The organism is Aeromonas sp. 604282 (assembly GCF_049170575.1).
Taxonomy (GTDB): Bacteria; Pseudomonadota; Gammaproteobacteria; order Enterobacterales; family Aeromonadaceae; genus Aeromonas; species Aeromonas veronii_A.
The window spans coordinates 40,804-62,804 of record NZ_JAAKMV010000009.1; the positions used below are offsets into that span (position 1 = coordinate 40,804).

Here is a 22,001-nt window from a genome sequence, read left to right on the forward strand (position 1 = left end):
ATAATGTTTTTGAGGTATTTAAGTTCTTTGTTAAGTCGCTATTTTAAGCTGCGTAGCGATTTTTTGTTTGTTTATTCAACGCTCTGGTTAATAAATGAAATTTTTAAGAGGGAAATGCCGGCACGCCTCTACGTTGACTTTTTTGTCAGTAGTTGGGTGTTTGTTATAAATCGTAAAAATGTTTTTGAAGTATCCAGAGTGCAATTCTTAGTGCTTGTTTTTGCTGGGAAAAAAAGTTAAAAACGAGCAGGTGATTTGTTTTGATTGGCAAGAGTATTGGCTGAGTCCTTTTTTCTGTGGTTGTATTGGCTCTCCTGCTATTGATTTCTGAAATCAGTTTTCTGCTTTTGGCCATCGCGAGAAATAGTGGCCGAGAGGTGTTTTCACCTTGTATTCTGCATACGGCGGTTTGCCCGTTTGTTTCCGGTTCACCAGTGACCATCCAGCATGAACGACTTTGACCAGATGAATACGCTTGACGAAGGGTTACTGAAGACAATGGATGTTCTGCATACCCCTATCTGGGTCTATGACATCGAACATCACCATATTTTCTGGGCAAACCGCGCAGCACTCCCCCTCTGGGAGGCCACCTCCCTTGAAGAGCTCTGTTCCAGGGACTTTTCGGCTGATATGGCGACAGCGATAGCGCTGTTGTTGCAACGCTACCTCGGTGATTTTCAGCAGGGGCGTAGCTATAACGAATGGTGGACTATCTCCCCAAAGGGGGTCAAAAAGCAGATCTATCTACGTCTCTCCGGCATTCAGCTGGCAGGCCGTTTGATGATGATGACCGAAGCTGTTGTCGACTCAGATACCCTCTATCAGGAGTCCTCTTTGGCGACCGGCGATACTCTTGCCTGCCTGTTCGATAGCCACGGTGTATTCGAGAGCGGCAACTACCACTTCGAAATGTGTTTCGGCCACCAGATCGCCAAGCTCTCCCAGGTATTTTCCGGCAATGACGACAGCTTCTACCAGAAGCTCTCCCGTCTCGATGAGGTGGTCACCGAGGGTGAGTGCCGTACCCTCAAGGGGATGCGCTGGTTCCAGTATCAGTTCCGCTATATCCAGCAGGGTGCCCGCATTCTGCTTACCATGCGGGACATTACCGATCGCAAACTCGAGGAGCTGGAGCATCGCCACCTCGCTTGGCACGACTCTCTGACCGGCCTGCTCAATCGTTATGGTTTGATGAAATCCCTTGAGGCCTATTGCGGGCTGGGGGAGCGTTTCGCGCTGGTGTTCATGGATCTCGACAACTTCAAGCTGGTCAACGACAACTACGGCCACAAGGCTGGAGATCGACTGCTGGAGCGGGTCGCCGGCCGCCTCAAACAGATATGCCCGCGGGATGTTGAGCTGGCACGTCTTGGTGGGGACGAGTTTACCGCGTTGGTTCCCTTGGGAAACCAGAGTGAACGCGCCCAGGATGTGGCCGATCAGATGCTCTCCCAGATGACCAAGCCACTGCAACTGAGCGGGCTGCCTGAGGTGACCATCGGCGGCAGTATCGGCATCGCCATCTATCCCGATGATGCGGACGATGGTGACAACCTCATCACCCGTGCCGACATGGCCATGTATCAGGCCAAGCAGATGGGGCGTCTGCGCTGGCAGCGTTTCACCCCCAGCATGCAGCAGACTCTGCAGCGCAAGCTCAATCTCAAGCAATTTCTGGCCAAGGCCATCGGCCGTCAGGAGCTGAGCCTCTGTTATCAGCCACAGGTTGATGCCGCCAAACAGCGCCTGATCGGCTACGAAGCGTTGCTGCGCTGGTACAACCCGGTGCTCGGCCATGTCTCGCCAGTGGAATTTATCCCATTGGCCGAAGAGATGGGGCTGATCCGCGAGATCGGCAGTTGGGTGCTCTCTACCGCGCTGGCACAGATGGCCAGTTGGAAGAAGCGCTTCCATCAGCGGGTGCCAGTCTCCGTCAACCTCTCCGGTTTCCAGCTCTCGTCAGCGCTGCCCGGGCAAGTGCGCGAGCAGCTGGAGCTCCACGGAGTGGATGCCTCCCTGTTGACGCTGGAGCTGACCGAAACCGTGCTGATGCTCGATATGAAGGGGTGCCTCGATATTCTCGATGACTTGAGTGAACTGGGGATCAAGATTGCCATCGACGATTTTGGTACCGGCTACTCATCCCTTGCCTATCTCAATCGTCTGCCCATCGATACAATCAAGCTGGATCGTTCTTTCGTCACAGGCCTCAACCTGCCGGTGATCCGGGCGACCGCCGCCATGGCTACCAATCTGGGGTTGGGGATCATGGCAGAAGGAGTAGAGGAGCCTCACGAGCTGGCTGCACTGCAGACCCAGGGGTGCCATGTGTTCCAGGGGTATCTGTTCAGCAAGCCGCTGACGGTGGTGCAAGTCGAGGCGAGTGGTTTCGTGGTGGAGTGTCAGGTTGGGCGTTATCCACTGCTCAATGCTGTAATGGCAGAGTAACAAGTGTGCGTTAGGCCACAACTTGGGATTTTATCCTGCAATATTTAATCAAAATTAATCATTATTTTGCGATCGGTCATGAGACGGATTGGCAGAAATTGCTAGCATGCGACCTCGTTTCTAGGGAAAGGAGTATCGCAATAATGAGTCATGCTGCTGTCAATGACCGTCCGGCCAGCCCTCCCAAGGGGTGGCTGAACCGTTTCCTCAATGGCGTCGAGAAAGCTGGGAACAAATTACCCGACCCCGCCATGCTGTTCCTTTATGCCTTGCTGATCGTCTGGGTCGGCTCCTGGGTGTTGTCACAATTCCAGTTTGATCTGGTCAACCCCCGTACCGGGGAGGCGGTAGTGGTGAACAACCTGCTGACCGGTGCCGGTCTGGCCGAGTTTCTCTCCACCATGGTGACCACCTTCACCGGTTTTGCCCCGCTGGGTATCGTACTGGTGGCCATGCTCGGGGTCGGGGTGGCCGAGCAGTCCGGTTTTATCAATACCGGTCTGAAAAAGTTGCTGAAAGTGACGCCTGCTCGTTTTCTCACCCCCATGCTGATCCTGGTAGCGATCGTCAGCCATACCGCTGCAGATGCGGGTTATGTGCTGGTGATCCCCATCGGTGGCATCATCTTCCACGCTGCCGGACGCCATCCACTGGCGGGGATCGCCGCTGCCTTTGCCGGTGTCTCCGGCGGCTTTGCCGCCAACTTCCTGCCATCCGGCGGGGATGCCTTGCTGCAGGGCTTTACCCAGTCCGCCGCTCAGTTGCTCGATCCTGACTACATGGTCAACACCCTGTGCAACATCATCTTTACCGGCGCCTCTTCGCTGCTGATCATCTGTGTCGGCTGGTTCATCAGCGAAAAGGTGGTTGAACCGCGCCTCAAGCACGTAGCACTCAACGAGGATCTGGAAAGTGCCGATGAGATGGGGCGCTACAGCGCGCAAGAGAGCCGGGCCTTCAACTGGGCCGGGTTTGCCATGCTGGCGGCCATCGTACTGCTGGCGTTTGCCCTGTCACCGAGCGATTCACCGCTGCGTGCTGCTGATGGTTCCCTGACCACCTTCGCCGCTCCCGTGATGAAATCCATTGTGCCGCTCATCTTCCTGCTCTTTATCCTGCCCGGGATTGTCTACGGCTTTGTCGCAGGCAGCTTCAAGAGTGGCAAGGATGTGATCGACGCCATGTCGGCCACCATGAACAAGATGGGCTCCTACATGGTGATGGCATTCTTCTGCGCGCTCTTTATCAAGGCGTTTGGTGACTCCAATCTGGGCACCCTGCTGGCCCTCTCCGGAGCAGAAGTGCTCCATGCGCTGGCGCTGCCCGGTGAGGTGACCATCGTCGGGATGATCCTGCTCACCGCCACCGTCAATCTGGTGGTGGGGTCGGCCTCGGCCAAGTGGGCGCTGATCAGCCCGATCCTGGTGCCCATGCTGATGGCGGTAGGGATCTCTCCCGAGCTGACCCAGGCGGCCTATCGGGTCGGTGATTCTGCTTCCAATATCATCACTCCGTTGATGGTCTTCTTCCCGCTGGTGGTGGTCTATTGCCAGCAGTATGTGAAGAGCACCGGGATTGGCACACTGGTCTCCATGATGCTGCCCTACTCACTGGCCTTTCTGGTGAGCTGGACCATCTTTCTGCTGCTCTACTGGGCGCTCGGCTTCCCGCTCGGGTTGCAAGCCCCTTACGTCTATCCGGCCCCTTAAGCCGGGTGTGCGAGGGAGCCTTGGGCTCCCTCGTTTTTTTCGCTATGGTGTTACCTCATTTTGGAGGTGCCATGAATCAGACCATCGATCTTATCCTTTCCCATCGCTCCATTCGTCAGTTCACTGCCGAGCCGATCGCCCCGCAGCAGCTGGATGCCATTCTCGCCGCCGCCCAGTCCGCCTCGACCTCTAGCTTTTTGCAGGTGACCAGTATTGTGCGAGTCAGCGAACCCGAGGCGCGTGAGCAGCTGGCCATGCTGGCGGGCAATCAGCCGTATGTGGTGCAGGCGGCCGAGTTTCTGGTCTTCTGCGCCGATTACCATCGTCACAGCCAGATCGTGCCCGAGGCCCAGACCGGTTATGCGGAGCAGTTGCTGATCGGGGCCATCGACGGCGCCCTGATGGCGCAAAATGCCCTGCTGGCAGCTCAGTCGCTGGGGCTGGGCGGGGTCTATATTGGCGGCATTCGCAACCATCCGGCCGAGGTGAGCGAGCTGCTGGGCTTGCCCCATCAGGTGATCCCGCTGTTTGGTCTCTGCCTTGGTCATCCTGCCCAGCAGCCGGAGCAGAAACCCCGTCTGCCCAGGGGATTGGTGGTGCATCAGGAGCGCTACCAGCACGAGCTGGATCGCGACCTGCTGGCCCGGTACGATCAGCAGATCGCGGACTACTATCAGGCCCGCAGCAGCAACAACAAACAGCAGACCTGGAGTGGCCAGATCCGCGCCATTCTGGGCAAAGAGTCCCGTCCTTTCATGCTGGGCTTCCTGCAATCACGGGGCTTTAACCTCAAGTAATGGCGCTAATGGGCGATACTATGGAGAGATAATCAACATGGTCATCATCCCCTGAGTCTGCAATCTCTCCCTGAGACCGGGGGCACAGCTTGGTGACAAACGTGGGCAAGGGGGGGATCTGCAGGCTACCTTAAGTGGGTAAGCTGTTGTAGGATCACGCAATTGAATAGGAACAGGGGTTTGGACATCCTATGATTTTAACTTTGGTATTGCTGTCTATCGGCGCACTCCTGTTTTTGGTTATCGCCTATAACGTGGTGCAGCAATATAAGCAGAAGGCGGAGGCGGACAAGCGTCACGCCGTTGCCAGACACAAGACTGTGGCCGATGAGACCGAAGAGGTGCTGCTGAACGTCAATCTGGTGCCTTTCTCCAAGAATATGGTGTTGCTGTTGCAGCACCGGATCCTCGATGCTTATCGCGCCATCGCCCAGGTGATGCCCAACAACCAGATCAAGCAGCGTATCGCCGATGTGCAGACCCAGATCAAGAATGTGCAGGAGAACTATAGCGTTCAGGATGAGGGGCAGTTCAAGACCCCGGAGTCCGATCGTCAGGCGATCCAGATGCTGCAACTAGTCAAGAAGATGCGGGCCGTGCTGCGTGTCGAGCACAACAAGGGCAAGATTGACCCTCAGGGGTTTGCCCAGGAAGAGCGTCGCCTCGAGCTGATGCAGCTCAAGATCAACATCTCCAATCTGGTCAAGCGGGCGATGGATGCCCGCATTCAGGGCCAATATGGTACTTGCCGCCAGCTCTATACCAAGGGTCTGTCGGCCATGGCGAGCGTGGGCGACAAGGATCCCTATCTGCTGGCTCGTGAAGAGGATATGCGTCAGGGGCTCAAGGAGCTTGAAGAGCTGCAGCAGCAAAACAGCGCGCAGGATCTGCAAAACATCAAGGACAAGGAAGCCGACGAGCTCGATGTCCTGTTTCAACCCAAGAAGAAATGGTAAGCATGTCCCACCCACTCGATTCCACACTGGGGCCAATGGCCCCATTTGTTTCTCAGCTGTTGGCCGAACTGGCCGCCACTGGCGTCACAATTTCACAGCCAACGGTCGATCACCTCTGTTATCGGGCGGCAACCCTGCAGGAGTACCGCGCGCTATGTGCTGTGTTGGCTGAGGCGGGCACCTTGCTGGTGGAGGGTATGATTGGCGGACGTCCCATAGCCACTTATCAGTTGCATCAGCCGCTGTTGGTTGATGAGGTACAGGTACCCTGTATCGAGCTGGCTGCACCGAAACCGGGTCGCGTCCATCGGGCTGGGCTGGAACATATCGAGCTGGTGGTCGCTTCACTGCAGGAGCTGGTAGCGCGCTATCCCGAGCTGCCATTCAAAACCGGCAACATGCAGGATACCCGCAACCCCGATATTGGCCTGATGTTGCCCTCCGGACAGATCAAGTTTCATCTGCTCCCGCTGGCGGAGGTGATCGCCGAAGAGGTGGCGACCGGTGCTGTGGTCGCGGTGCCTGCGGATTATTTCGAGCAGGAGTGATCCTGCGCTCAATGCGGTGCGAGCCTGACAGGATCTTGAATAACGCAGCAAAAGGGGTCACCGGTGTGACCCCTTTTGCTATCTGGCGGTGCTTGGTGGCGAGATCGCTATCTGCTCGTGGGTGACCCTGTTTGCGCTGAGCCCGTTACCCGTGTCTGTGGGGTTGCTGGGCGGGCAGTGGCGATTGGCTTCGCTGCTTGAGACGGCCGAGCCAGAGGCTCAAGCCTGCTGTCAGGATGAGGACTAGTTCAATACCTATGACCAGACCGCCTAGCTCGCCCTGTTCCCAGAAGGGGTGCAGGTAAAGCCCACCCAGACTGGCTCCCAGATAGTAGGCCACCAGATAGAGGGAGGAGGCGAGTGCACGGTTGTGTTCGACATGATGACCGACCCAGGCACTGGCGCAGGCGTGTGCCAGGAAAAAGCCGAAGCTGGAGATCAGCAAGCCACTCAGGATCCCGAGCAGACTGCACTGCAGCAGCCACAGACTCCCGAGGGCCATCAGCGCGATCCCGACCAGCAGCATGCGTTGTGCCCCCCAGCGATTGGCAAAGCGACCGCTCAGAGAGGAGGCCACCGTCCCCGAGAGATAGGTGAGAAACAGCATGCCGAGCCACTGGGTGGGCAAGGAGAAAGGAGGCTTGGCCAGCAGGAAAGTGAGGTAGCTGAACTGGTTCAAAAACACCATAAAGTTGAGTCCCCCGATAAGGTAAGCCCCTACCAGCAAGGGATTGGTCAGGTGTTGCTGCAAGGCGCGAGCAAATTGGCCGCGAACGGGGGCGCTCGCCACAAAGCGGGTCTGATGGGGCAGCAGCCAGAAGACCAGCGGCAGCAGTGACAGGCTGATCACACCAATCCCCAGAAAGGTATGCTGCCAGTCGCCAAACCAGCCCGCCAACAGACCGCCGACCACTCGACCGGCAATGCCACCGAGGGAGTTGGCGGCAATATAGACCCCCACCGCCGAGAGCAGCGCCCGTTTGCTGAACTCTTCCCCCATATAGGCAATCGCGGTCGCGGGCAGCCCTGCCAGCAGCGCGCCCTGCAAGATGCGTAGCAGCAGCAGGGTGCCAAACTGCTCAACCAGCGGGATTAACAGTGAGAGCAGGATCGCCAGGGTGAGGGTACCCAGCATGACCTGCCGACGGCCATGGCGATCCGCCAGTCTGGCGCAGATCAGCAGGGAGGCGGCGAGGCCTGCTGTGCATCCTGCCAGGGTCCAGCTGGCCGAGAGGGAGTTGACCGAGAAGACCTCGGCAATCAGGGGTAACAGGGGATGGGTCTGGTAGAGGTTCAGAAACACCAGAAAAGAGCCCAGGCTGAGGGCCAGGGTTGCACGTATCCACTCGCGACTTCCAACTTCAATCATTGCGTATTGTCCTGACTACTTTTGGTCAGGGTAGAGTCCTTGCGATTATAAATATAATATATTTAAGTTATCCATCTCATAAGATGAATTGATACATGGATCTGAAACAGCTCACCTATCTGCTGGCGGTCAGGGATGCCGGCTCATTTACCAAGGCAGCCAACAGTTTGCATGTGGCACAACCTGCCATCAGCATGGCCATCGCCAAGCTGGAGCAGCAGCTCGAGTTGCGGCTGTTTGATCGGCAGGACCGGGCGGTACGGCTCACCCCAGAGGGAGAGGTGCTCTGTCGCCATGCCGAGCGTCTGTTGCTGCAGATGCATCAGGCCGAGGCCGAGATGGCCGAGCTCAAGGGGCTGGAGCGGGGGGAAGTGCGGATCGGGATCCCCTACATGATGGGCTCCTACTATTTTCCCCCTCGTCTGATGGCCTTCAAGCACCGCTACCCCGGCCTCAAGATCCGGGTCGAAGAGGCCGGTACCCGCGAGCTGCTCAGCCGGATGGTGGATGGCTCCCTCGATCTGGCCATTCTCATCACCAGTGATCTCCCCCCTGCCATCGAGGGGGCACATCTGCTGAGCGAAGAGATGTTGATGGTGGTGGGGGACGAGCACCCCTTGCGTGGCGCATCGGCCGTCACCCTCTCGCAGTTTTTCGCTCAGGAGCTGGCGCTGTTTCGCCGTGGCTTTTATCACCGGGAGCATATGGAGGCGCTGGCCCAGAGCCTGGGCGTTGAACCCGATATCGCCTTCGAGAGCAATCTTATCCCTCTGCTCAAGGCGGTGGTGCGGCAAGGCTTTGCTGTGACCACCTTCTTGCGGATGGTGCTGGAAGAGGAGCCGGATCTGAGTGGCGTACCCTTCGACCCGCCCATCTATCTCGATCTCTGCGTGGCGTGGCGGCGTGGCGATCCGCTCTCCATGGCCAACCGTGCCTTGCGTGATTTCCTACTCAAGGAGCGCCCGGCCTGATGGCGGCGGGCTATTGCTGAAAGTTTGTTACTATTAACGGTGGGTTCGCTTGAGGGCTACACCATGAAATTGCAGCAATTGCGCTATATCGTCGAGGTGGCGAACCACAGGCTGAATCTGTCGGCCACCGCCGAGAGCCTCTTTACCTCCCAGCCCGGGATCAGCAAACAGGTGCGGATGCTGGAGGATGAGCTGGGGATCCAGATCTTCGAGCGCAGCGGCAAACACCTGACCCAGATCACCCCCATAGGTCGGGACGTGATCAAAGTGGCCGCCGAGGTGCTGGACAAGGTGGCCACCATCAAGGTGATGGCCAGGCAGCATGTGCATCCGGAGCAGGGAACCCTCACCATTGCCGCTACTCATCTGCAAGCCCGTTATATTCTGCCCGCCATCCTCAAGGTTTTTATGGCCCGCTTTCCCAAAGTTGCCGTAACTGTGATGCAGGGGAGTGCGGCGCAGTGCCGCGTAGCTGTGCATGATGGCGCTGCCGATCTGCTGCTGGCGGATGAACCTGAGGAGGGGAGCGATCTGCTCATGCTCCCCTCTTTTCAGTGGCAACGGGGCTTGGTGCTGCCCAAGGATCATCCGTTGGCCAAAGCAACATCGCTGACCCCGGCCGAGCTGGTGGAGTTTGCATTGGTGACCGATGGAAGGGCGCTCTCTGCTGCACATGGCACTGATTGCGCTCATGCCGAGAGCCGAATCGCCTGCTGTGCGAGCGACAGCGATGTGCTCAAGACCTATGTCAGACAAGGAATGGGCATCGGGGTGATGGCAACTTTTGCTTGGGAGCCCCAGCGCGATGGGGATCTGGTGCTCAAAACGGCGCCCTGGCTACCAAGCGGTGTGGCCACTATCGGGTTGCGCAGAGGGGCATTTTTATGCGGCTATCTCTACGATCTGATTGAACGTCTCGCGCCGCAATTGACCCGCGAGAGGGTCGAACAATACTGTGCTGCCCGCACTGGCGAAGAGCTTGAAGCTCTGCTGGCCAATCTGACCGTGCCACTTAGATAGCCAGGGTTGATGTGTGGTCGTCCCAAGAAAAACGCCTCCGAATAGGAGGCGTTTGACTATCTGGTATTCGTCAATGCAGGCTCACTTCTTCAGCATATGATCCAGCTTGTTGGCCTTGGTCGACAGATAGAACTCGTTGTGGGGATTGCGCCCTTCCTGCAACGGTACCCGTTCGGCCACCGGAATACCGAAGGATTCCATCGCTTTCATCTTGCGCGGGTTGTTGGTCATCAGTTTGAGAGACTTGACCTCAAGCTGCTTGAGCATATCGGCGCAGATGGTGTAGTCGCGCATATCGGCGGCGAAACCAAGGGCCACGTTGGCTTCCACGGTATCGGCCCCCTGATCCTGCAGGTGATAGGCGCGGATCTTGTTGAGCAAGCCGATGCCACGGCCCTCTTGACGCACATACAACAACACGCCACGACCGGCTTTGGCGATATTCTCCATGGCCGCCTGCAACTGAAAACCGCAGTCACAACGCAGGCTGAACAGGGCGTCGCCGGTCAGACACTCTGAGTGGATCCGGCCCAGCACGGGCTCTTCACCGGTAATGTCGCCCATCACCAGTGCGGCGTGATCTTTGCCTGTGCCGGTTTCCTGAAAACCTACCAGCGTGAAGGTGCCCCAGGGGGTTGGCAATTTGGATTGGGCCACGAGGGTAACGCTGCTCATAGGTTGCTCCTTACTACTAACGGCTCAAAAAAGGGGGCCAGTTTAGCGCGCCTTATCAGGAACGACCATAAGAACAAGTCCCTGCATTGCTTAATGAAATCTCCAAATGAGATACAAGCACAGCTGTCCGGCGGGGTTTTGGCCCTTTGTGCGGATTGATGACTGCCAGGCTCACCACATTCGGGTATAATCGGCGCCCATTAACCCACCCCTTCGGGATGGGAGCAACACAGTGCAGGAGAGAAGTTATGCCTCAGATGGCCCCCGTAATGACAATTGATGGCCCCAGTGGTGCAGGTAAAGGCACCTTGTGTCAGCTGCTTGCTGAGAAGCTGGGTTGGCACTTGCTGGACTCGGGCGCCATCTATCGGGTGCTGTCCCTGGCCGCCCTGCATCACGATGTAGAGCTGGACAGTGAAGCCTCACTGGTGCCACTGGCTGCCAATCTGGATGTGCAATTTCAGGTAGAAGGCGATTTGGTCAAGGTGATCCTGGAAGGGGAAGATGTCTCCCGCACCATCCGCACCGAAGAAGTGGGTAATGCTGCCAGTAAAATCGCTGCCTTCCCCCGGGTGCGCGAAGCCTTGCTGCGCCGTCAGCGGGCATTTCGTCAGGCCCCGGGTCTGATTGCCGATGGTCGTGACATGGGCACAGTGGTTTTCCCCGAGGCCGAGGTGAAGATTTTCCTCGACGCCAGTGCCGAAGAACGGGCCCAGCGTCGCTATAAGCAGTTGCAAGATAAGGGCTTTGATGTTAACTTTGAGCGTCTTTTAACCGAGATTCGGGAACGTGACGATCGCGACAGAAATCGCGCTGCTGCACCCCTGAAACCGGCAGAAGATGCTCTGGTGGTAGACTCTACCGCCATGACCATAGATGAAGTGCTGGCAACAGTACTCGCCTATGCAGAGCAACAACTTGGTGATGCCAGCGCAAGCTGACATCCGGTCGTCTGCACCAAGGATGGCGCAGATTATTTAAAACAGCCCCGCTTGTGCCGGATTGCAAGTGGATGTTTCATTTGTGACATAAACAATGATCGAATCTTTTGCTCAACTCTTTGAAGAGTCCCTGAACGCCGTTGAAACCCGTCAAGGTTCCATCGTCAAGGGTACTGTCGTTGCTATCGAGAACGGTTTCGTACTGGTTGACGCCGGTCTGAAATCCGAGTCCGCTATCCCGGCTGAAGAATTCAAGAACGCCATGGGCGAGCTGGAAATCAACGTCGGCGACACCGTTGACGTGGCTCTGGACTCTATCGAAGATGGTTTCGGCGAAACCAAGCTGTCCCGCGAAAAAGCCAAGCGCCACGAAGCCTGGCTGCAGCTTGAGAAGGCTTACGAAGAGCAAGCTACCGTTATCGGTATCATCAACGGCAAGGTCAAGGGTGGTTTCACCGTTGAACTGAACGGCATCCGTGCCTTCCTGCCGGGTTCTCTGGTTGACGTGCGTCCGATCCGTGACACCGCTCACCTAGAAAACAAAGAACTCGAGTTCAAAGTCATCAAGCTGGACCAGAAGCGCAACAACGTTGTTGTTTCCCGTCGTGCCGTGATCGAGACCGAGAACACCTCCGAGCGCGAAAGCCTGCTGGCTAACCTGCAAGAAGGTCAAGAAGTTAAGGGTATCGTCAAGAACCTGACCGACTACGGTGCATTCGTAGATCTGGGCGGTGTTGACGGCCTGCTGCACATCACCGACATGGCGTGGAAGCGCGTTAAGCATCCTTCCGAAATCGTCAACGTTGGCGACGAGATCGCTGTCAAGGTTCTGAAGTTCGACCGCGAGCGTACTCGTGTATCCCTGGGTCTGAAGCAGCTGGGCGAAGATCCCTGGGTTGCTATCGCCAAGCGTTACCCGGAGACCACCCGTCTGTCTGGCCGCGTGACCAACCTGACTGACTACGGCTGCTTCGTTGAAATCGAAGAAGGCGTTGAAGGCCTGGTACACGTATCCGAGATGGATTGGACCAACAAGAACATCCACCCGTCCAAAGTTGTTAACGTTGGCGACGTGGTTGACGTGATGGTTCTGGACATCGACGAAGAGCGTCGTCGTATCTCCCTGGGTCTGAAGCAGTGCAAATCCAACCCGTGGCAGCTGTTTGCCGAAACTCACGCCAAAGGCGACCGTGTTTCCGGCAAGATCAAGTCCATCACTGACTTCGGTATCTTCATCGGTCTGGATGGTGGCATCGACGGCCTGGTTCACCTGTCTGACATCTCCTGGAACAACCAGGGCGAAGAAGCCGTGCGTGAATTCAAGAAAGGCGACGAGATCGAAGCCGTTGTTCTGCAAGTGGATCCGGAGCGTGAGCGCATCTCCCTGGGTGTCAAGCAGATCGAAGAAGACCCGTTCAACAAGTACCTGGCTGACAACAAGAAAGGTGCTATCGTGAAGGGTAAGGTTACCGAGGTTGATGCCAAAGGTGCCGTTATCGAACTGGCTGATGGCGTAGAAGGCTACCTGCGTGCCTCCGACGCTGCTCGTGACCGCGTAGAAGACGCCACTCTGGTGCTGTCTGTTGGTGACGAAGTTGAAGCTAAATTCATGGGCGTTGATCGTAAGAACCGCACCGTAAGCCTGTCTGTCCGTGCTAAGGACGAGGCTGATGAGCGTGTTGCTATCGATAACCTGAACCAGCAAGAAGAAGTTGTGTTCAGCAATGCTATGATGGAAGCGTTCAAAGCCGCCAAGGGTGAGTAATCCTTGATGCAAGAAAAGGGCGGCATTGCGCCGCCCTTTTTTATCCTGGCAAAATGAATATTGCATGTGATCGGGGAAGGAGATTTAACGTTATGACCAAATCAGATCTCATCGAACAACTGGCAGCCAGCCGCATGCATATGCCGGCCAAGGATGTCGAAGCCGCCATCAAGGAGATCCTTGAGCAGATGGCGTCGACCTTGCAAAACGGCGACCGGATTGAAATCCGCGGATTTGGCAGTTTTTCACTGCACTATCGTGCGCCCCGTGTGGGCCGCAACCCCAAGACTGGGGACAAGGTTGAACTGACCGGGAAATATGTCCCGCACTTCAAACCTGGCAAAGAGTTGCGCGAGCGCGTCAACATCATTGAATAATGCAGAAATGGGCATACCTCGGGTATGCCTTTTTTCTTTTTGGCACCGATTCCTGTGCCAATCGTCTTGTTTCTTAAACTCTTTTCCCATTCACTCTAGAGTCTGCCTGCGATTTTAAGGATAATCAGCCTCTCATTAGATACTGACAGGGAGCTCTTATGAAGCGTATTTTGGCCCTCATTCCGCTGGTGCTGGTGTTTGTTCTGACCCTGGCGCTGGGCTCACAAAATGGCCAGCTGGTTCAGTTCAATTACCTGATCGCTCAGGGTGAGTTTTCGCTTGCCATGCTGTTGGGCTTCTTCTTCGCTGGCGGTTTTTTGCTGGGCTGGCTGGTATTCGGCCTGCTGTTCCTGCGCCTGAAAATGCAAAACCGCACCCTCAACCGCACCATGCGTCGTCAATCCCGCGAGTTGGAGCTGGCCCGGTCACCGGGTAAGGAATAATGTTCCTCAATGCTTGAACTGCTTTTCCTGCTGTTGCCCATCGCCGCCGGTTATGGCTGGTACATGGGGCGCAGGAGTGTTCGCCAGGACACCCAGAAACAGAGTAACCAGTTTTCCCGCCAGTATGTGGCGGGCCTCAACTATTTGCTGTCCGATGAATCCGACAAGGCGGTGGATCTCTTTATCCAGCTGCTTGAGGTGGACAGTGAAACCATCGAAACACACCTCTCCCTCGGCAACCTGTTTCGCCAGCGTGGGGAGGTTGATCGTGCCATCAAGATCCACCAGAACCTGGTAACCCGCCAGCTGACCCGGGAGCAGCGACAGCTTGCCCTGCAGGAGCTTGCGCGCGACTTTCTTGCTGCTGGTCTGCTCGATCGGGCGGAAGCGCTCTGGAATGAGCTGTGTGATGACAGCGACTATGAAGAGACGGCGCTGGCACAGCTGTTGATCATCCATCAGCAGTTGCGGGATTGGGATAAGGCCATCAATGTGGCGATGCGTCTGCAAAAATTCCAGGGCAAGAAGCTGGCCGACCCCATCTCCCATTTCTATTGCGAACAGGCCGAAATCGCGCTGCGTGAGGGCAATAAAGGGGAGGGGCTGGCCAAGCTCAAACGGGCGCTCAGTATCAATCCGGCATGTGCCCGGGCCAGTTTGCGCCTCGCTGAGCTCGCCATGGCAGATGGAGAGTATGAGCAGGCCAGCAAGGAGCTGCTGCGGGTGTTCGAGCAGGATATCGACTTTGCCTCCGAGGCGATGCCCAAATTGCTCGAGTGCTATCAGCAGTTGGGCCGTACGCCCGCATTGATCCCGCTGCTTGAGAAGGCAGTGGAAGATCACGCCGGCGTCAGCGTGACCCTGGCTCTTGCCAAGCTGGTTGAAGAGCGTGATGGCCTGAGCCAGGCCCGTTCGCTGGTGCTGCGTCAGCTGCGTCGTCATCCGTCGATGAAAGGTTTTTACCAGCTGGTGGGTTTTCAGCTGGCCAGTGCGGAAGAGGGGCCTGCCAAGGAGAGCCTCGAACTGCTGCAACAACTGGTCGGCGAGCAGATCAAAATCAAGTCAACCCACAAGTGTCGGCAGTGCGGCTTTGCCACTCACTCGCTGTTCTGGCAGTGTCCGTCTTGTCGCCAGTGGGGTTCCATCAAGCCGATCCGTGGTCTGGACGGTGAATAACAAGCAATAGGATGTGAGATGCAAGATCCCAAAGTACTGGTAGCGCTGGATTATCAGCACGAGGCAGATGCCTTAGCGTTCGTTGAACGTATCTCTCCGGCCCAGTGCCGTCTCAAGGTAGGCAAGGAGATGTTTACCCTGTTTGGCCCGCAGTTTGTACGCCAGCTGGTGGCCAAGGGATTCGATGTCTTTCTGGATCTGAAATTTCACGATATTCCCAATACCGTTGCCAAAGCCGTGGCAGCCAGTGCCGAGCTCGGTGTCTGGATGGTCAACGTGCATGCCAGTGGTGGTGAGCGGATGATGCGTGCCGCCAAAGAGGCGCTGCTGCCTTATGGCGACAAGGCGCCATTGTTGATCGGGGTGACCGTACTGACCAGCATGGAGCAGTCCGACATGATCCCTCTTGGCCTGGATGTAAGCCCTGCCGAGCAGGTGATCCGGCTGGCTACCTTGACCAAGGCATCCGGCTTGGATGGGGTGGTCTGCTCTGCCAACGAGGCCCATGAGCTGAAAGCCTTGCTGGGTGATGAGTTCAAGCTGGTGACTCCGGGTATTCGCCCGACCGGCTCAGCGGCCGGGGATCAGCGCCGGGTGATGACACCGAAAGCGGCGGTCGAGGCGGGGTCCGATTATCTGGTTATCGGTCGCCCCATTACGCAGGCTGCCGATCCGGCCGCCATGCTGGCCAGCATCAATGCCGAGCTGGCTGGTGCGTAACAGGCTCACTCAGTGATACGCGGTGCAGGCCGAGTAACAGGCCTGCACCGGCCCCGATAAGATGAGAGCCGATGTGTACCTTGGCATTGATCAGGGTGGATATCGGGCTCTCTCCTGCGTTGTAGACGTCCATCGCCAGCTTGAGCCCCATCCCTGCCAACAGTAGCCAGCCCGACGTGCGGCGTCCGTGGCGGATATCCTGCATTGCCCCCCAGACAAACAGGCCATGCAGCGAGCCTGATAGCCCCATGTACCATTGGGTCTGCGGGCACCACCACCAGATCCCCAAGCCCACTGCCAACCAGAGCAGCAGCATCAGCAGCGGCAGGCGAGCCCCACCCAGATAGTCGCGAAACAGGCTATAGAGGATGGCGAGGCCGCCCAGATTGAGCAGCAGGTGCCACAGATTGGTATGAGCCAGATTGCCTGTTATGATCCGCCACCCTTCGCCCCCGGCGATCAAGGGCCGATCGAAGGAGAGCTGAAGATTGGGAACGGTAAAGAAGAGTAGCAAGCTGGTGAGAGAGAGCGTGATAACCCAGAGCAATCCAGATTTGTCTGACAACATGAAACAGTCCAACGACAAGAACAGTCGATACTGTACACGTTGCACCCGAGCCCTCAAAGCCTGCCTGTGCGATTATATTGTGCCGGTTGACAATCACACGCCCCTCTACATCTTGCAGCACCCCAACGAGGTGGCACATCCCAAGGGGACTGCGGCGCTGCTGGCAGCCTCTTTGCAACAGTGCGAGATCCATGTGGGGGAGGACTTTTCCCGCGATGAGTGGCTCAATGGGTTGCTTGCAGATCCTTCCCGTCGCTGCTATCTACTCTGGCCGGATGAGGATGCCATTTCGCTGACCGATCTTCGCCAACAGTGGGAGAGTGAATCCTCTGGCTCCGCATCCGTCGCCTTTATCTTGCTTGACGGCACCTGGCGCAAAGCCTATCGCATGTTGCAGAGCAACCGAGCACTGGCCCGTTTGCCCCGTATCGGCATTGGTGCCATTGCCGGTCAATATGCCATTCGCAAGAAACCCTTTCCCGATGCCCTCTCTACCATAGAGGCGGGCTATCACCTCTTGTCCCGGTGGGAGGGAAGGCAGGAGCGCTATGCGCCCTTGCTGACCCTGTTCAATCGGTTGAATACCCAGTGGCAGGACTTTGCCGGAGGCCGCCGCGCGTGACAATTCAAGGAGTTATCAAGATGAAAAAAGCAGTCGTGGTTTTCAGTGGCGGTCAGGACAGCACCACCTGTCTGGTACAGGCATTGGCTCAGTATGATGAAGTGCACGCCATCACCTTCGACTATGGCCAGCGCCATCGGGAAGAGATCGACACCGCGCGTCGTCTGGGCAGTGCTCTGGGGATTGCCGCCCACAAGGTGATGGATGTGACGCTGCTCAATGAGCTGGCGGTCTCTGCCCTGACCCGTGACGACATCCCGGTCAGCTGCGAGCTGCAGGATAATGGCCTACCCAACACCTTCGTGCCGGGTCGCAATATCCTGTTCCTGACCCTGGCTTCCATCTATGCCTATCAGGTGGGCGCCGAAGCGGTGATCACCGGTGTCTGCGAGACCGACTTCTCCGGCTATCCCGATTGCCGTGACGAGTTTGTCAAGGCCCTCAATCAGGCGGTGTCGCTGGGGCTGGATCGCGGCATCCGTTTTGAAACTCCCTTGATGTGGCTCGACAAGGCCGAGACCTGGGCACTGGCGGATCACTATGGTCACCTCGACACGGTGCGCCAGCAGACCCTGACCTGCTACAACGGCATTGCCGGTGACGGTTGCGGCACGTGTCCTGCGTGTGAACTGCGCAGTCGCGGCCTGAACAACTATCTGGCCGACAAGGCGGGCATCATGGCCAGACTGTTTGAGAAAACCGGGCCGGGTGAGAAAAGCGCAGAGTGAGCCTGCGTCTTGCCGTGGCTTGGGGTATAATCCGCGACTTTTGCAACAAGCCGTGATCGAGATGCACTACCCAATCAACGAGATTTTCCAGACCATCCAGGGGGAGGGTATCTTTACTGGCCTGCCCGCCATCTTTGTTCGCCTGCAGGGTTGCCCGGTGGGCTGCCCCTGGTGCGATACCCGTCATACCTGGGTTGTTGATCCGGCTCGTGAAGTGGGCAAGGCGGCGGTGCTGGATCGCTCCAACGAATCCGATTGTTGGAGCCAACTTAGCAGCGCGCAGATTATCAAGAGCTTTACCGACCTGGGTTATCAGGCGCGCCATGTGGTGATCACCGGTGGCGAGCCCTGCCTCTACGATCTGCACGAACTCTCGTCAGCCCTGCTGGCGGCGGGTTATCAGGTGCAGATTGAAACCAGTGGCACCAGCGAGATCAAGACCCATGAGCAGACTTGGGTGACCGTCTCCCCCAAAATCGGCATGAAAGGAGGGCTGCCTGTACTGGTTTCTGCGTTGGAGCGGGCCAACGAGATCAAGCATCCGGTGGCGACCGAGCACCATATTGAAGAGCTGGATGCGCTGCTCGCGACCGCAACTCTGCGCCCGGACGTGGTCATTGCCTTGCAGCCGATCAGCCAGAAACCACGGGCCACTCAATTGGCGATGGATACCTGTATCGCGCGTAACTGGCGACTCTCAATCCAGACTCATAAATATCTGGATATCGATTAATATGGATTGGCGATCCGACGAACAGGTACTGCTGACCCTGACCAGCAAGATGCCTTACGGTAAATATCAGGGGCGGCGTATCATCGATATTCCCGAGCCCTATCTGGTGTGGATGGCGCGCAGCGGTTTTCCGGCGGGTAAATTGGGCCAGACACTGGCGCTGGCTTATGAAATCAAACTCAATGGGCTCGAGTCCATGATTATTCCCATTATTAACAGGATGTCGGTATGAGAATATATACGAGGCAGGGCGACAAAGGCATGACCCGGCTGGCCGATGGTATCCCATTGCCCAAGGATCATTTGCGGGTCGAGACCTACGGTTATATCGATGAGCTCAACTCCCATATTGGCTTGCTAATTTGTGACATCCCGTCGCAAGAGGTTGGCTTATTGGCTGATTTACTGCTGTTGCAACAAGAGTTGTTTGATCTGGGGGGGGAGTTGGCATTCTCCAGCGATGCCCAGAATGAAGCAATTTGGCAAGTTAATGCCGCCTGGACCACTCGCCTTGAACAGCAGATAGATCGTTATAGCGAGTCATTGCCACCGCTGCGCCAATTTATATTGCCGGGTGGTTCCCGTGCCGCGGCGCAAGCGCATGTGGTGCGTACTCTGGTGCGTCATTGCGAGCGCTTGCTGCTGACATTGAGCCGGGAAGAGCGTGTCAACCCCGAGGTCCTGCCCTATCTGAACCGGATGAGTGACTGGTTCTTTACCGTTGCCCGCTATCTCATCTGCATGGCAGGGGGGCGTGAAGTGCTGTGGGTCAAGGCAGCAGATCGCCCGTAATCGGCTATCTGACATTTCACATTTAAGCGCTAATAAAAAACCTCGCCTTGGCGAGGTTTTTTATTAGCAACGAGATTGAGATCAGATAGCAAAGTCTTCCAGTGATTTGCCTGCTGCCACTGCGCTGGCAATAGCCGAAGGCATACGGCCTTGGCCCGTCCATGTTTTCTCTACGCCATTATCCTGATAGCGGTATTTGGCTGGCCGTGGTGCTCGCTTTGTTTTTTCGGTCTTGCCAGATGTTGTTGCAACGGCATTGACCAGCTCGGCTGGGTCTATGCCGGCAGCTTTCAGCATTTCGCTATATTCGTTGATTTTTCGCTGATGTTCTTCGCGAGCTTGACGGGCGGCAGCTTCGTCTTGCTGGCGCTCAGCTACGATAGTGGAGAGTTTATCCAGCGCCTCTTCCAGTTGTTCCAGAGAAAGTTCGCGGCAGGTGGCACGCAGACTGCGGATATTAAGCAGTACCTTTAAAAATTCATTCATAGGAGTTACCACGTCGAGTCAGAGAAAAATATTATGTTCCAGCTGATTCTTGCTTGGTGATTTAAATAAGTCAAGCCGGGTTAAATATAATATCTGTGGGGAACATCAATACAGAGATTTAATATGGCCAGCAATAGGCTTGGTGATTGGATGCCAATGAAGCCGCAGTAGGTGAAAATATCGTCAAAGCTGGCGTTGTTGCATCATTTGACTACCATTTTACGACCTAGGTCTGTTTATCATGACTATTTAATCAAAAAACTTGCTATAAGCTACCATCTCGATAAAATGTGCATCGAATACCTTTAAGTAGAGGCGCGCTGCCTATGAGTATTTGTGCGGAGGGTGATGCCTGTGATGCACAAGGAAAGGAGTCAGCGCCGAAGTGGCCAGGCCATCATACCGGGCTGCTGGTTCTGCATCTAATAGGTGCAGGACTGCCATAGTCATCCACTATGGAGCGCTACCTGAAGGGGCTGAGGAGTATGACCTCCCCATAGGTTTTGTTTCTTTAGATCCTCTCGGTAGATCTCCACCTGTAATCTTTAGGTGCAAAGAGATCATGGACATTAGTCATTTCGCCGACTCCGGTTGGTCCGTTCTTCCCCCCCTGTTGGCTGTCGCGCTGGCGATCATGACCCGCCGCGTACTGTTGTCCCTTGGTGTGGGCATCGTCACCGGCAGTCTGCTGCTAAATCAGTTTTCACCCCTCGAATCCCTGCATTACATGTTGAATACCGTGCTCAAGATCTTCTGGGTCGATGGCGCGCTCAATCGCGACAACGTCAACATGATCCTGTTTATGCTGCTGCTGGGTGGCCTCATCAGCCTGATGAGCGTCTCCGGGGCGACCCGTGCCTTTGCCGAGTGGGCCGAGCGTCGTGCCAAGACCCGCAAGGGCGCCAAAGCGCTGACTGGCATGATGGTGTTTGCCTTCTTTATAGATGACTTCTTCCACAGCCTGTCGGTGGGGGCCATCTGCCGTCCGGTGACCGACCGCTTCCAGATCTCCCGTGCCAAACTGGCCTATCTGCTGGACTCTACCGCGGCGCCGGTCTGCGTGCTGATGCCCATCTCTTCCTGGGGCGCCTATATCATCGCTCTGGTTGGCGGCATCATGGCGGCCCACGGTCTGACCGAACAGAGCCCCATCGCGGCGTTTGTCGAGATGATCCCGATGAACCTCTACGCCGTCTTCACCCTGATCATGGTGTTGGTGGTGATCGCCTGTCAGCTGGATATCGGCCCGATGCGTCAACACGAATCGTGGGCGCTGGAAGGCAAGCTGTGGGATGAGTCCAAGGGCCGCCCCATCGGTCTGGATATGGAGAGCCCGGAAGAGAGCAACGGCGGCATGATCGACATGGTACTGCCGATCCTGACCCTGACCGCCGCCACCATCTATTTCATGATTGATTCCGGTGCTGCGGTGCTGAGCGAGAAAGGGCTGCCGTTTAGCGTGCTCGGCTCGTTCGAAAACACCAACGTCGGCTCTTCGCTGGTCTACGGTGCCCTGTGCAGTCTGGTGGTCTCCATCGGTCTGGCGATGCGCCTGAAGCTGGGTGCCAAGAACTGGATCAAGGCCGCGCCGCAGGGCGTCATGGCCATGCTGCCAGCCATCAACATCCTGCTGTTTGCCTGGACCATAGGTGCCGTGGTGCGCGATGTGGAGACCGGCAAGTATCTGGCTTCGCTGGCTAACGGCAACCTGCCGATCGAAGTGCTGCCTGCTGTGGTCTTTATCCTCTCCTGTGCCATGGCGTTTGCTACCGGCACCAGTTGGGGTACCTTCGGCATCATGCTGCCGCTGGCCGGTGACATGGCCGCCGCCAGCGACATCAGCCTGATGCTGCCGATGCTGGCGGCGGTACTGGCTGGCTCGGTGTTCGGGGATCACAGCTCACCCATCTCCAGCACCAGTATCCTCTCTGCTACCGGTGCCGGTTGCCATCACATCGATCACGTGATGACCCAGCTGCCCTATGCACTGGCCATCGCCTTCGGTGCGGCCATCGGTTACCTGGCGATGGGCTTGATGCACTCCAGCCTGGCCGGTTTCAGTGTCAGTGCCCTCTGGTTCGTGCTCTTTACCGGCTATCACCTGAAAAAGGCTAAAGCGCGGCCAGTGCTGGCCACCGCGTAACATTTATAGAG

The 22,001-nt window shown here is 56.7% G+C and carries 23 protein-coding genes and 1 riboswitch; of the genes, 19 read left to right on the forward strand and 4 right to left on the reverse strand.

From position 1 onward, the window contains the following. Positions 1 to 498 precede the first annotated feature (498 nt). The 5 genes from G5367_RS12100 to G5367_RS12120 all read left to right on the forward strand — a co-directional run bounded on the left by G5367_RS12100 (position 499) and on the right by G5367_RS12120 (position 6,461). A complete protein-coding gene (locus G5367_RS12100) occupies positions 499 to 2,451 on the forward strand; it encodes a putative bifunctional diguanylate cyclase/phosphodiesterase (protein ID WP_337072963.1) in 1,953 nt (650 codons plus the stop codon). Positions 2,452 to 2,594: 143 nt separating this feature from the next. Beyond that, positions 2,595 to 4,160, forward strand: coding sequence for an AbgT family transporter (locus G5367_RS12105; RefSeq protein WP_421294394.1), 1,566 nt, complete (start codon positions 2,595 to 2,597; stop codon positions 4,158 to 4,160). A gap of 71 nt (positions 4,161 to 4,231) precedes the next feature. Beyond that, positions 4,232 to 4,957, forward strand: a complete 726-nt coding sequence (gene nfsA, locus G5367_RS12110) for an oxygen-insensitive NADPH nitroreductase (RefSeq protein ID WP_421244262.1) — start codon at positions 4,232 to 4,234, stop codon at positions 4,955 to 4,957. A 191-nt stretch (positions 4,958 to 5,148) separates the two neighbouring features. Next, positions 5,149 to 5,913 (forward strand): hypothetical protein, encoded by a 765-nt coding sequence (locus G5367_RS12115; protein ID WP_005346503.1) that lies wholly within the window; start codon positions 5,149 to 5,151, stop codon positions 5,911 to 5,913. Further along, on the forward strand, positions 5,907 to 6,461 hold the full coding sequence (locus G5367_RS12120) for a VOC family protein (RefSeq protein ID WP_337072942.1): 555 nt from the start codon (positions 5,907 to 5,909) through the stop codon (positions 6,459 to 6,461). Before G5367_RS12115 ends, G5367_RS12120 begins: the two co-directional genes overlap by 7 nt. 145 nt (positions 6,462 to 6,606) lie before the next feature. Here the strand turns inward: G5367_RS12120 and G5367_RS12125 are convergent, their stop codons facing one another. Continuing rightward, a complete protein-coding gene (locus G5367_RS12125; RefSeq protein WP_421244263.1) occupies positions 6,607 to 7,830 on the reverse strand; it encodes an MFS transporter in 1,224 nt (407 codons plus the stop codon). Between the two features lie 95 nt (positions 7,831 to 7,925). Here G5367_RS12125 and G5367_RS12130 point away from each other — a divergent pair, with 95 nt between their 5' ends. Both G5367_RS12130 and G5367_RS12135 read left to right on the forward strand, forming a co-directional pair. Beyond that, positions 7,926 to 8,801, forward strand: a complete 876-nt coding sequence (locus G5367_RS12130) for a LysR family transcriptional regulator (RefSeq protein WP_421244264.1) — start codon at positions 7,926 to 7,928, stop codon at positions 8,799 to 8,801. 63 nt (positions 8,802 to 8,864) lie between these two features. Then, on the forward strand, positions 8,865 to 9,821 hold the full coding sequence (locus G5367_RS12135) for a LysR substrate-binding domain-containing protein (RefSeq protein WP_374995685.1): 957 nt from the start codon (positions 8,865 to 8,867) through the stop codon (positions 9,819 to 9,821). 81 nt (positions 9,822 to 9,902) lie between these two features. On the opposite strand, the gene ribA is transcribed toward G5367_RS12135, so the two are convergent. Beyond that, positions 9,903 to 10,496 carry a GTP cyclohydrolase II gene (gene ribA, locus G5367_RS12140; RefSeq protein ID WP_103251772.1) on the reverse strand — a complete coding sequence of 198 codons (594 nt, stop codon included), beginning with the start codon at positions 10,494 to 10,496 and terminating at the stop codon, positions 9,903 to 9,905. A gap of 248 nt (positions 10,497 to 10,744) precedes the next feature. On the opposite strand from ribA, the gene cmk reads away from it, so the two are divergent. From cmk to pyrF, 6 genes are all read left to right on the forward strand, one after another. Further along, on the forward strand, positions 10,745 to 11,437 hold the full coding sequence (cmk, locus tag G5367_RS12145; RefSeq protein WP_421294398.1) for a (d)CMP kinase: 693 nt from the start codon (positions 10,745 to 10,747) through the stop codon (positions 11,435 to 11,437). Positions 11,438 to 11,531: 94 nt separating this feature from the next. Beyond that, positions 11,532 to 13,202, forward strand: coding sequence for a 30S ribosomal protein S1 (gene rpsA, locus G5367_RS12150; protein ID WP_005337148.1), 1,671 nt, complete (start codon positions 11,532 to 11,534; stop codon positions 13,200 to 13,202). Between the two features lie 92 nt (positions 13,203 to 13,294). Next, positions 13,295 to 13,579, forward strand: coding sequence for an integration host factor subunit beta (gene ihfB, locus G5367_RS12155; RefSeq protein ID WP_005299934.1), 285 nt, complete (start codon positions 13,295 to 13,297; stop codon positions 13,577 to 13,579). Between the two features lie 158 nt (positions 13,580 to 13,737). Then, the gene (locus G5367_RS12160) at positions 13,738 to 14,022 is read left to right on the forward strand and encodes a LapA family protein (RefSeq protein ID WP_005337143.1); all 285 of its coding nucleotides are present in this window, start codon (positions 13,738 to 13,740) and stop codon (positions 14,020 to 14,022) included. A gap of 9 nt (positions 14,023 to 14,031) precedes the next feature. After that, positions 14,032 to 15,198 carry a lipopolysaccharide assembly protein LapB gene (gene lapB, locus G5367_RS12165; RefSeq protein WP_421244266.1) on the forward strand — a complete coding sequence of 389 codons (1,167 nt, stop codon included), beginning with the start codon at positions 14,032 to 14,034 and terminating at the stop codon, positions 15,196 to 15,198. 18 nt (positions 15,199 to 15,216) lie between these two features. Then, positions 15,217 to 15,918 (forward strand): orotidine-5'-phosphate decarboxylase, encoded by a 702-nt coding sequence (pyrF, locus tag G5367_RS12170; RefSeq protein ID WP_005351164.1) that lies wholly within the window; start codon positions 15,217 to 15,219, stop codon positions 15,916 to 15,918. Here the strand turns inward: pyrF and rrtA are convergent. Beyond that, positions 15,893 to 16,486 carry a rhombosortase gene (gene rrtA, locus G5367_RS12175; protein ID WP_421244267.1) on the reverse strand — a complete coding sequence of 198 codons (594 nt, stop codon included), beginning with the start codon at positions 16,484 to 16,486 and terminating at the stop codon, positions 15,893 to 15,895. The genes pyrF and rrtA overlap by 26 nt on opposite strands. Here rrtA and G5367_RS12180 point away from each other — a divergent pair. The 5 genes from G5367_RS12180 to G5367_RS12200 all read left to right on the forward strand — a co-directional run bounded on the left by G5367_RS12180 (position 16,485) and on the right by G5367_RS12200 (position 19,361). Beyond that, on the forward strand, positions 16,485 to 17,108 hold the full coding sequence (locus tag G5367_RS12180; RefSeq protein WP_421244268.1) for a tRNA-uridine aminocarboxypropyltransferase: 624 nt from the start codon (positions 16,485 to 16,487) through the stop codon (positions 17,106 to 17,108). The two genes, rrtA and G5367_RS12180, sit on opposite strands and share 2 nt — an antisense overlap. A 20-nt stretch (positions 17,109 to 17,128) precedes the next feature. Further along, positions 17,129 to 17,836, forward strand: coding sequence for a 7-cyano-7-deazaguanine synthase QueC (gene queC, locus G5367_RS12185; RefSeq protein ID WP_421244269.1), 708 nt, complete (start codon positions 17,129 to 17,131; stop codon positions 17,834 to 17,836). Between the two features lie 61 nt (positions 17,837 to 17,897). Continuing rightward, positions 17,898 to 18,569, forward strand: coding sequence for a 7-carboxy-7-deazaguanine synthase QueE (gene queE / locus G5367_RS12190; RefSeq protein ID WP_240533575.1), 672 nt, complete (start codon positions 17,898 to 17,900; stop codon positions 18,567 to 18,569). A gap of 1 nt (position 18,570) precedes the next feature. Then, complete coding sequence (locus G5367_RS12195) at positions 18,571 to 18,801, forward strand: DUF3820 family protein (protein WP_421244270.1); 231 nt, start codon at positions 18,571 to 18,573, stop codon at positions 18,799 to 18,801. Beyond that, positions 18,798 to 19,361: a cob(I)yrinic acid a,c-diamide adenosyltransferase gene (locus tag G5367_RS12200; RefSeq protein ID WP_216978976.1), complete on the forward strand. Its 564-nt coding sequence runs from the start codon at positions 18,798 to 18,800 to the stop codon at positions 19,359 to 19,361. Before G5367_RS12195 ends, G5367_RS12200 begins: the two co-directional genes overlap by 4 nt. Positions 19,362 to 19,442: 81 nt before the next feature. On the opposite strand, the gene G5367_RS12205 is transcribed toward G5367_RS12200, so the two are convergent. After that, positions 19,443 to 19,847 carry an H-NS family nucleoid-associated regulatory protein gene (locus G5367_RS12205; protein ID WP_139474199.1) on the reverse strand — a complete coding sequence of 135 codons (405 nt, stop codon included), beginning with the start codon at positions 19,845 to 19,847 and terminating at the stop codon, positions 19,443 to 19,445. 302 nt (positions 19,848 to 20,149) lie between these two features. After that, positions 20,150 to 20,321, forward strand: a riboswitch (Lysine riboswitch). 88 nt (positions 20,322 to 20,409) lie between these two features. On the opposite strand from G5367_RS12205, the gene G5367_RS12210 reads away from it, so the two are divergent. Beyond that, complete coding sequence (locus G5367_RS12210; RefSeq protein ID WP_216953394.1) at positions 20,410 to 21,990, forward strand: Na+/H+ antiporter NhaC family protein; 1,581 nt, start codon at positions 20,410 to 20,412, stop codon at positions 21,988 to 21,990. Positions 21,991 to 22,001 lie beyond the last annotated feature (11 nt).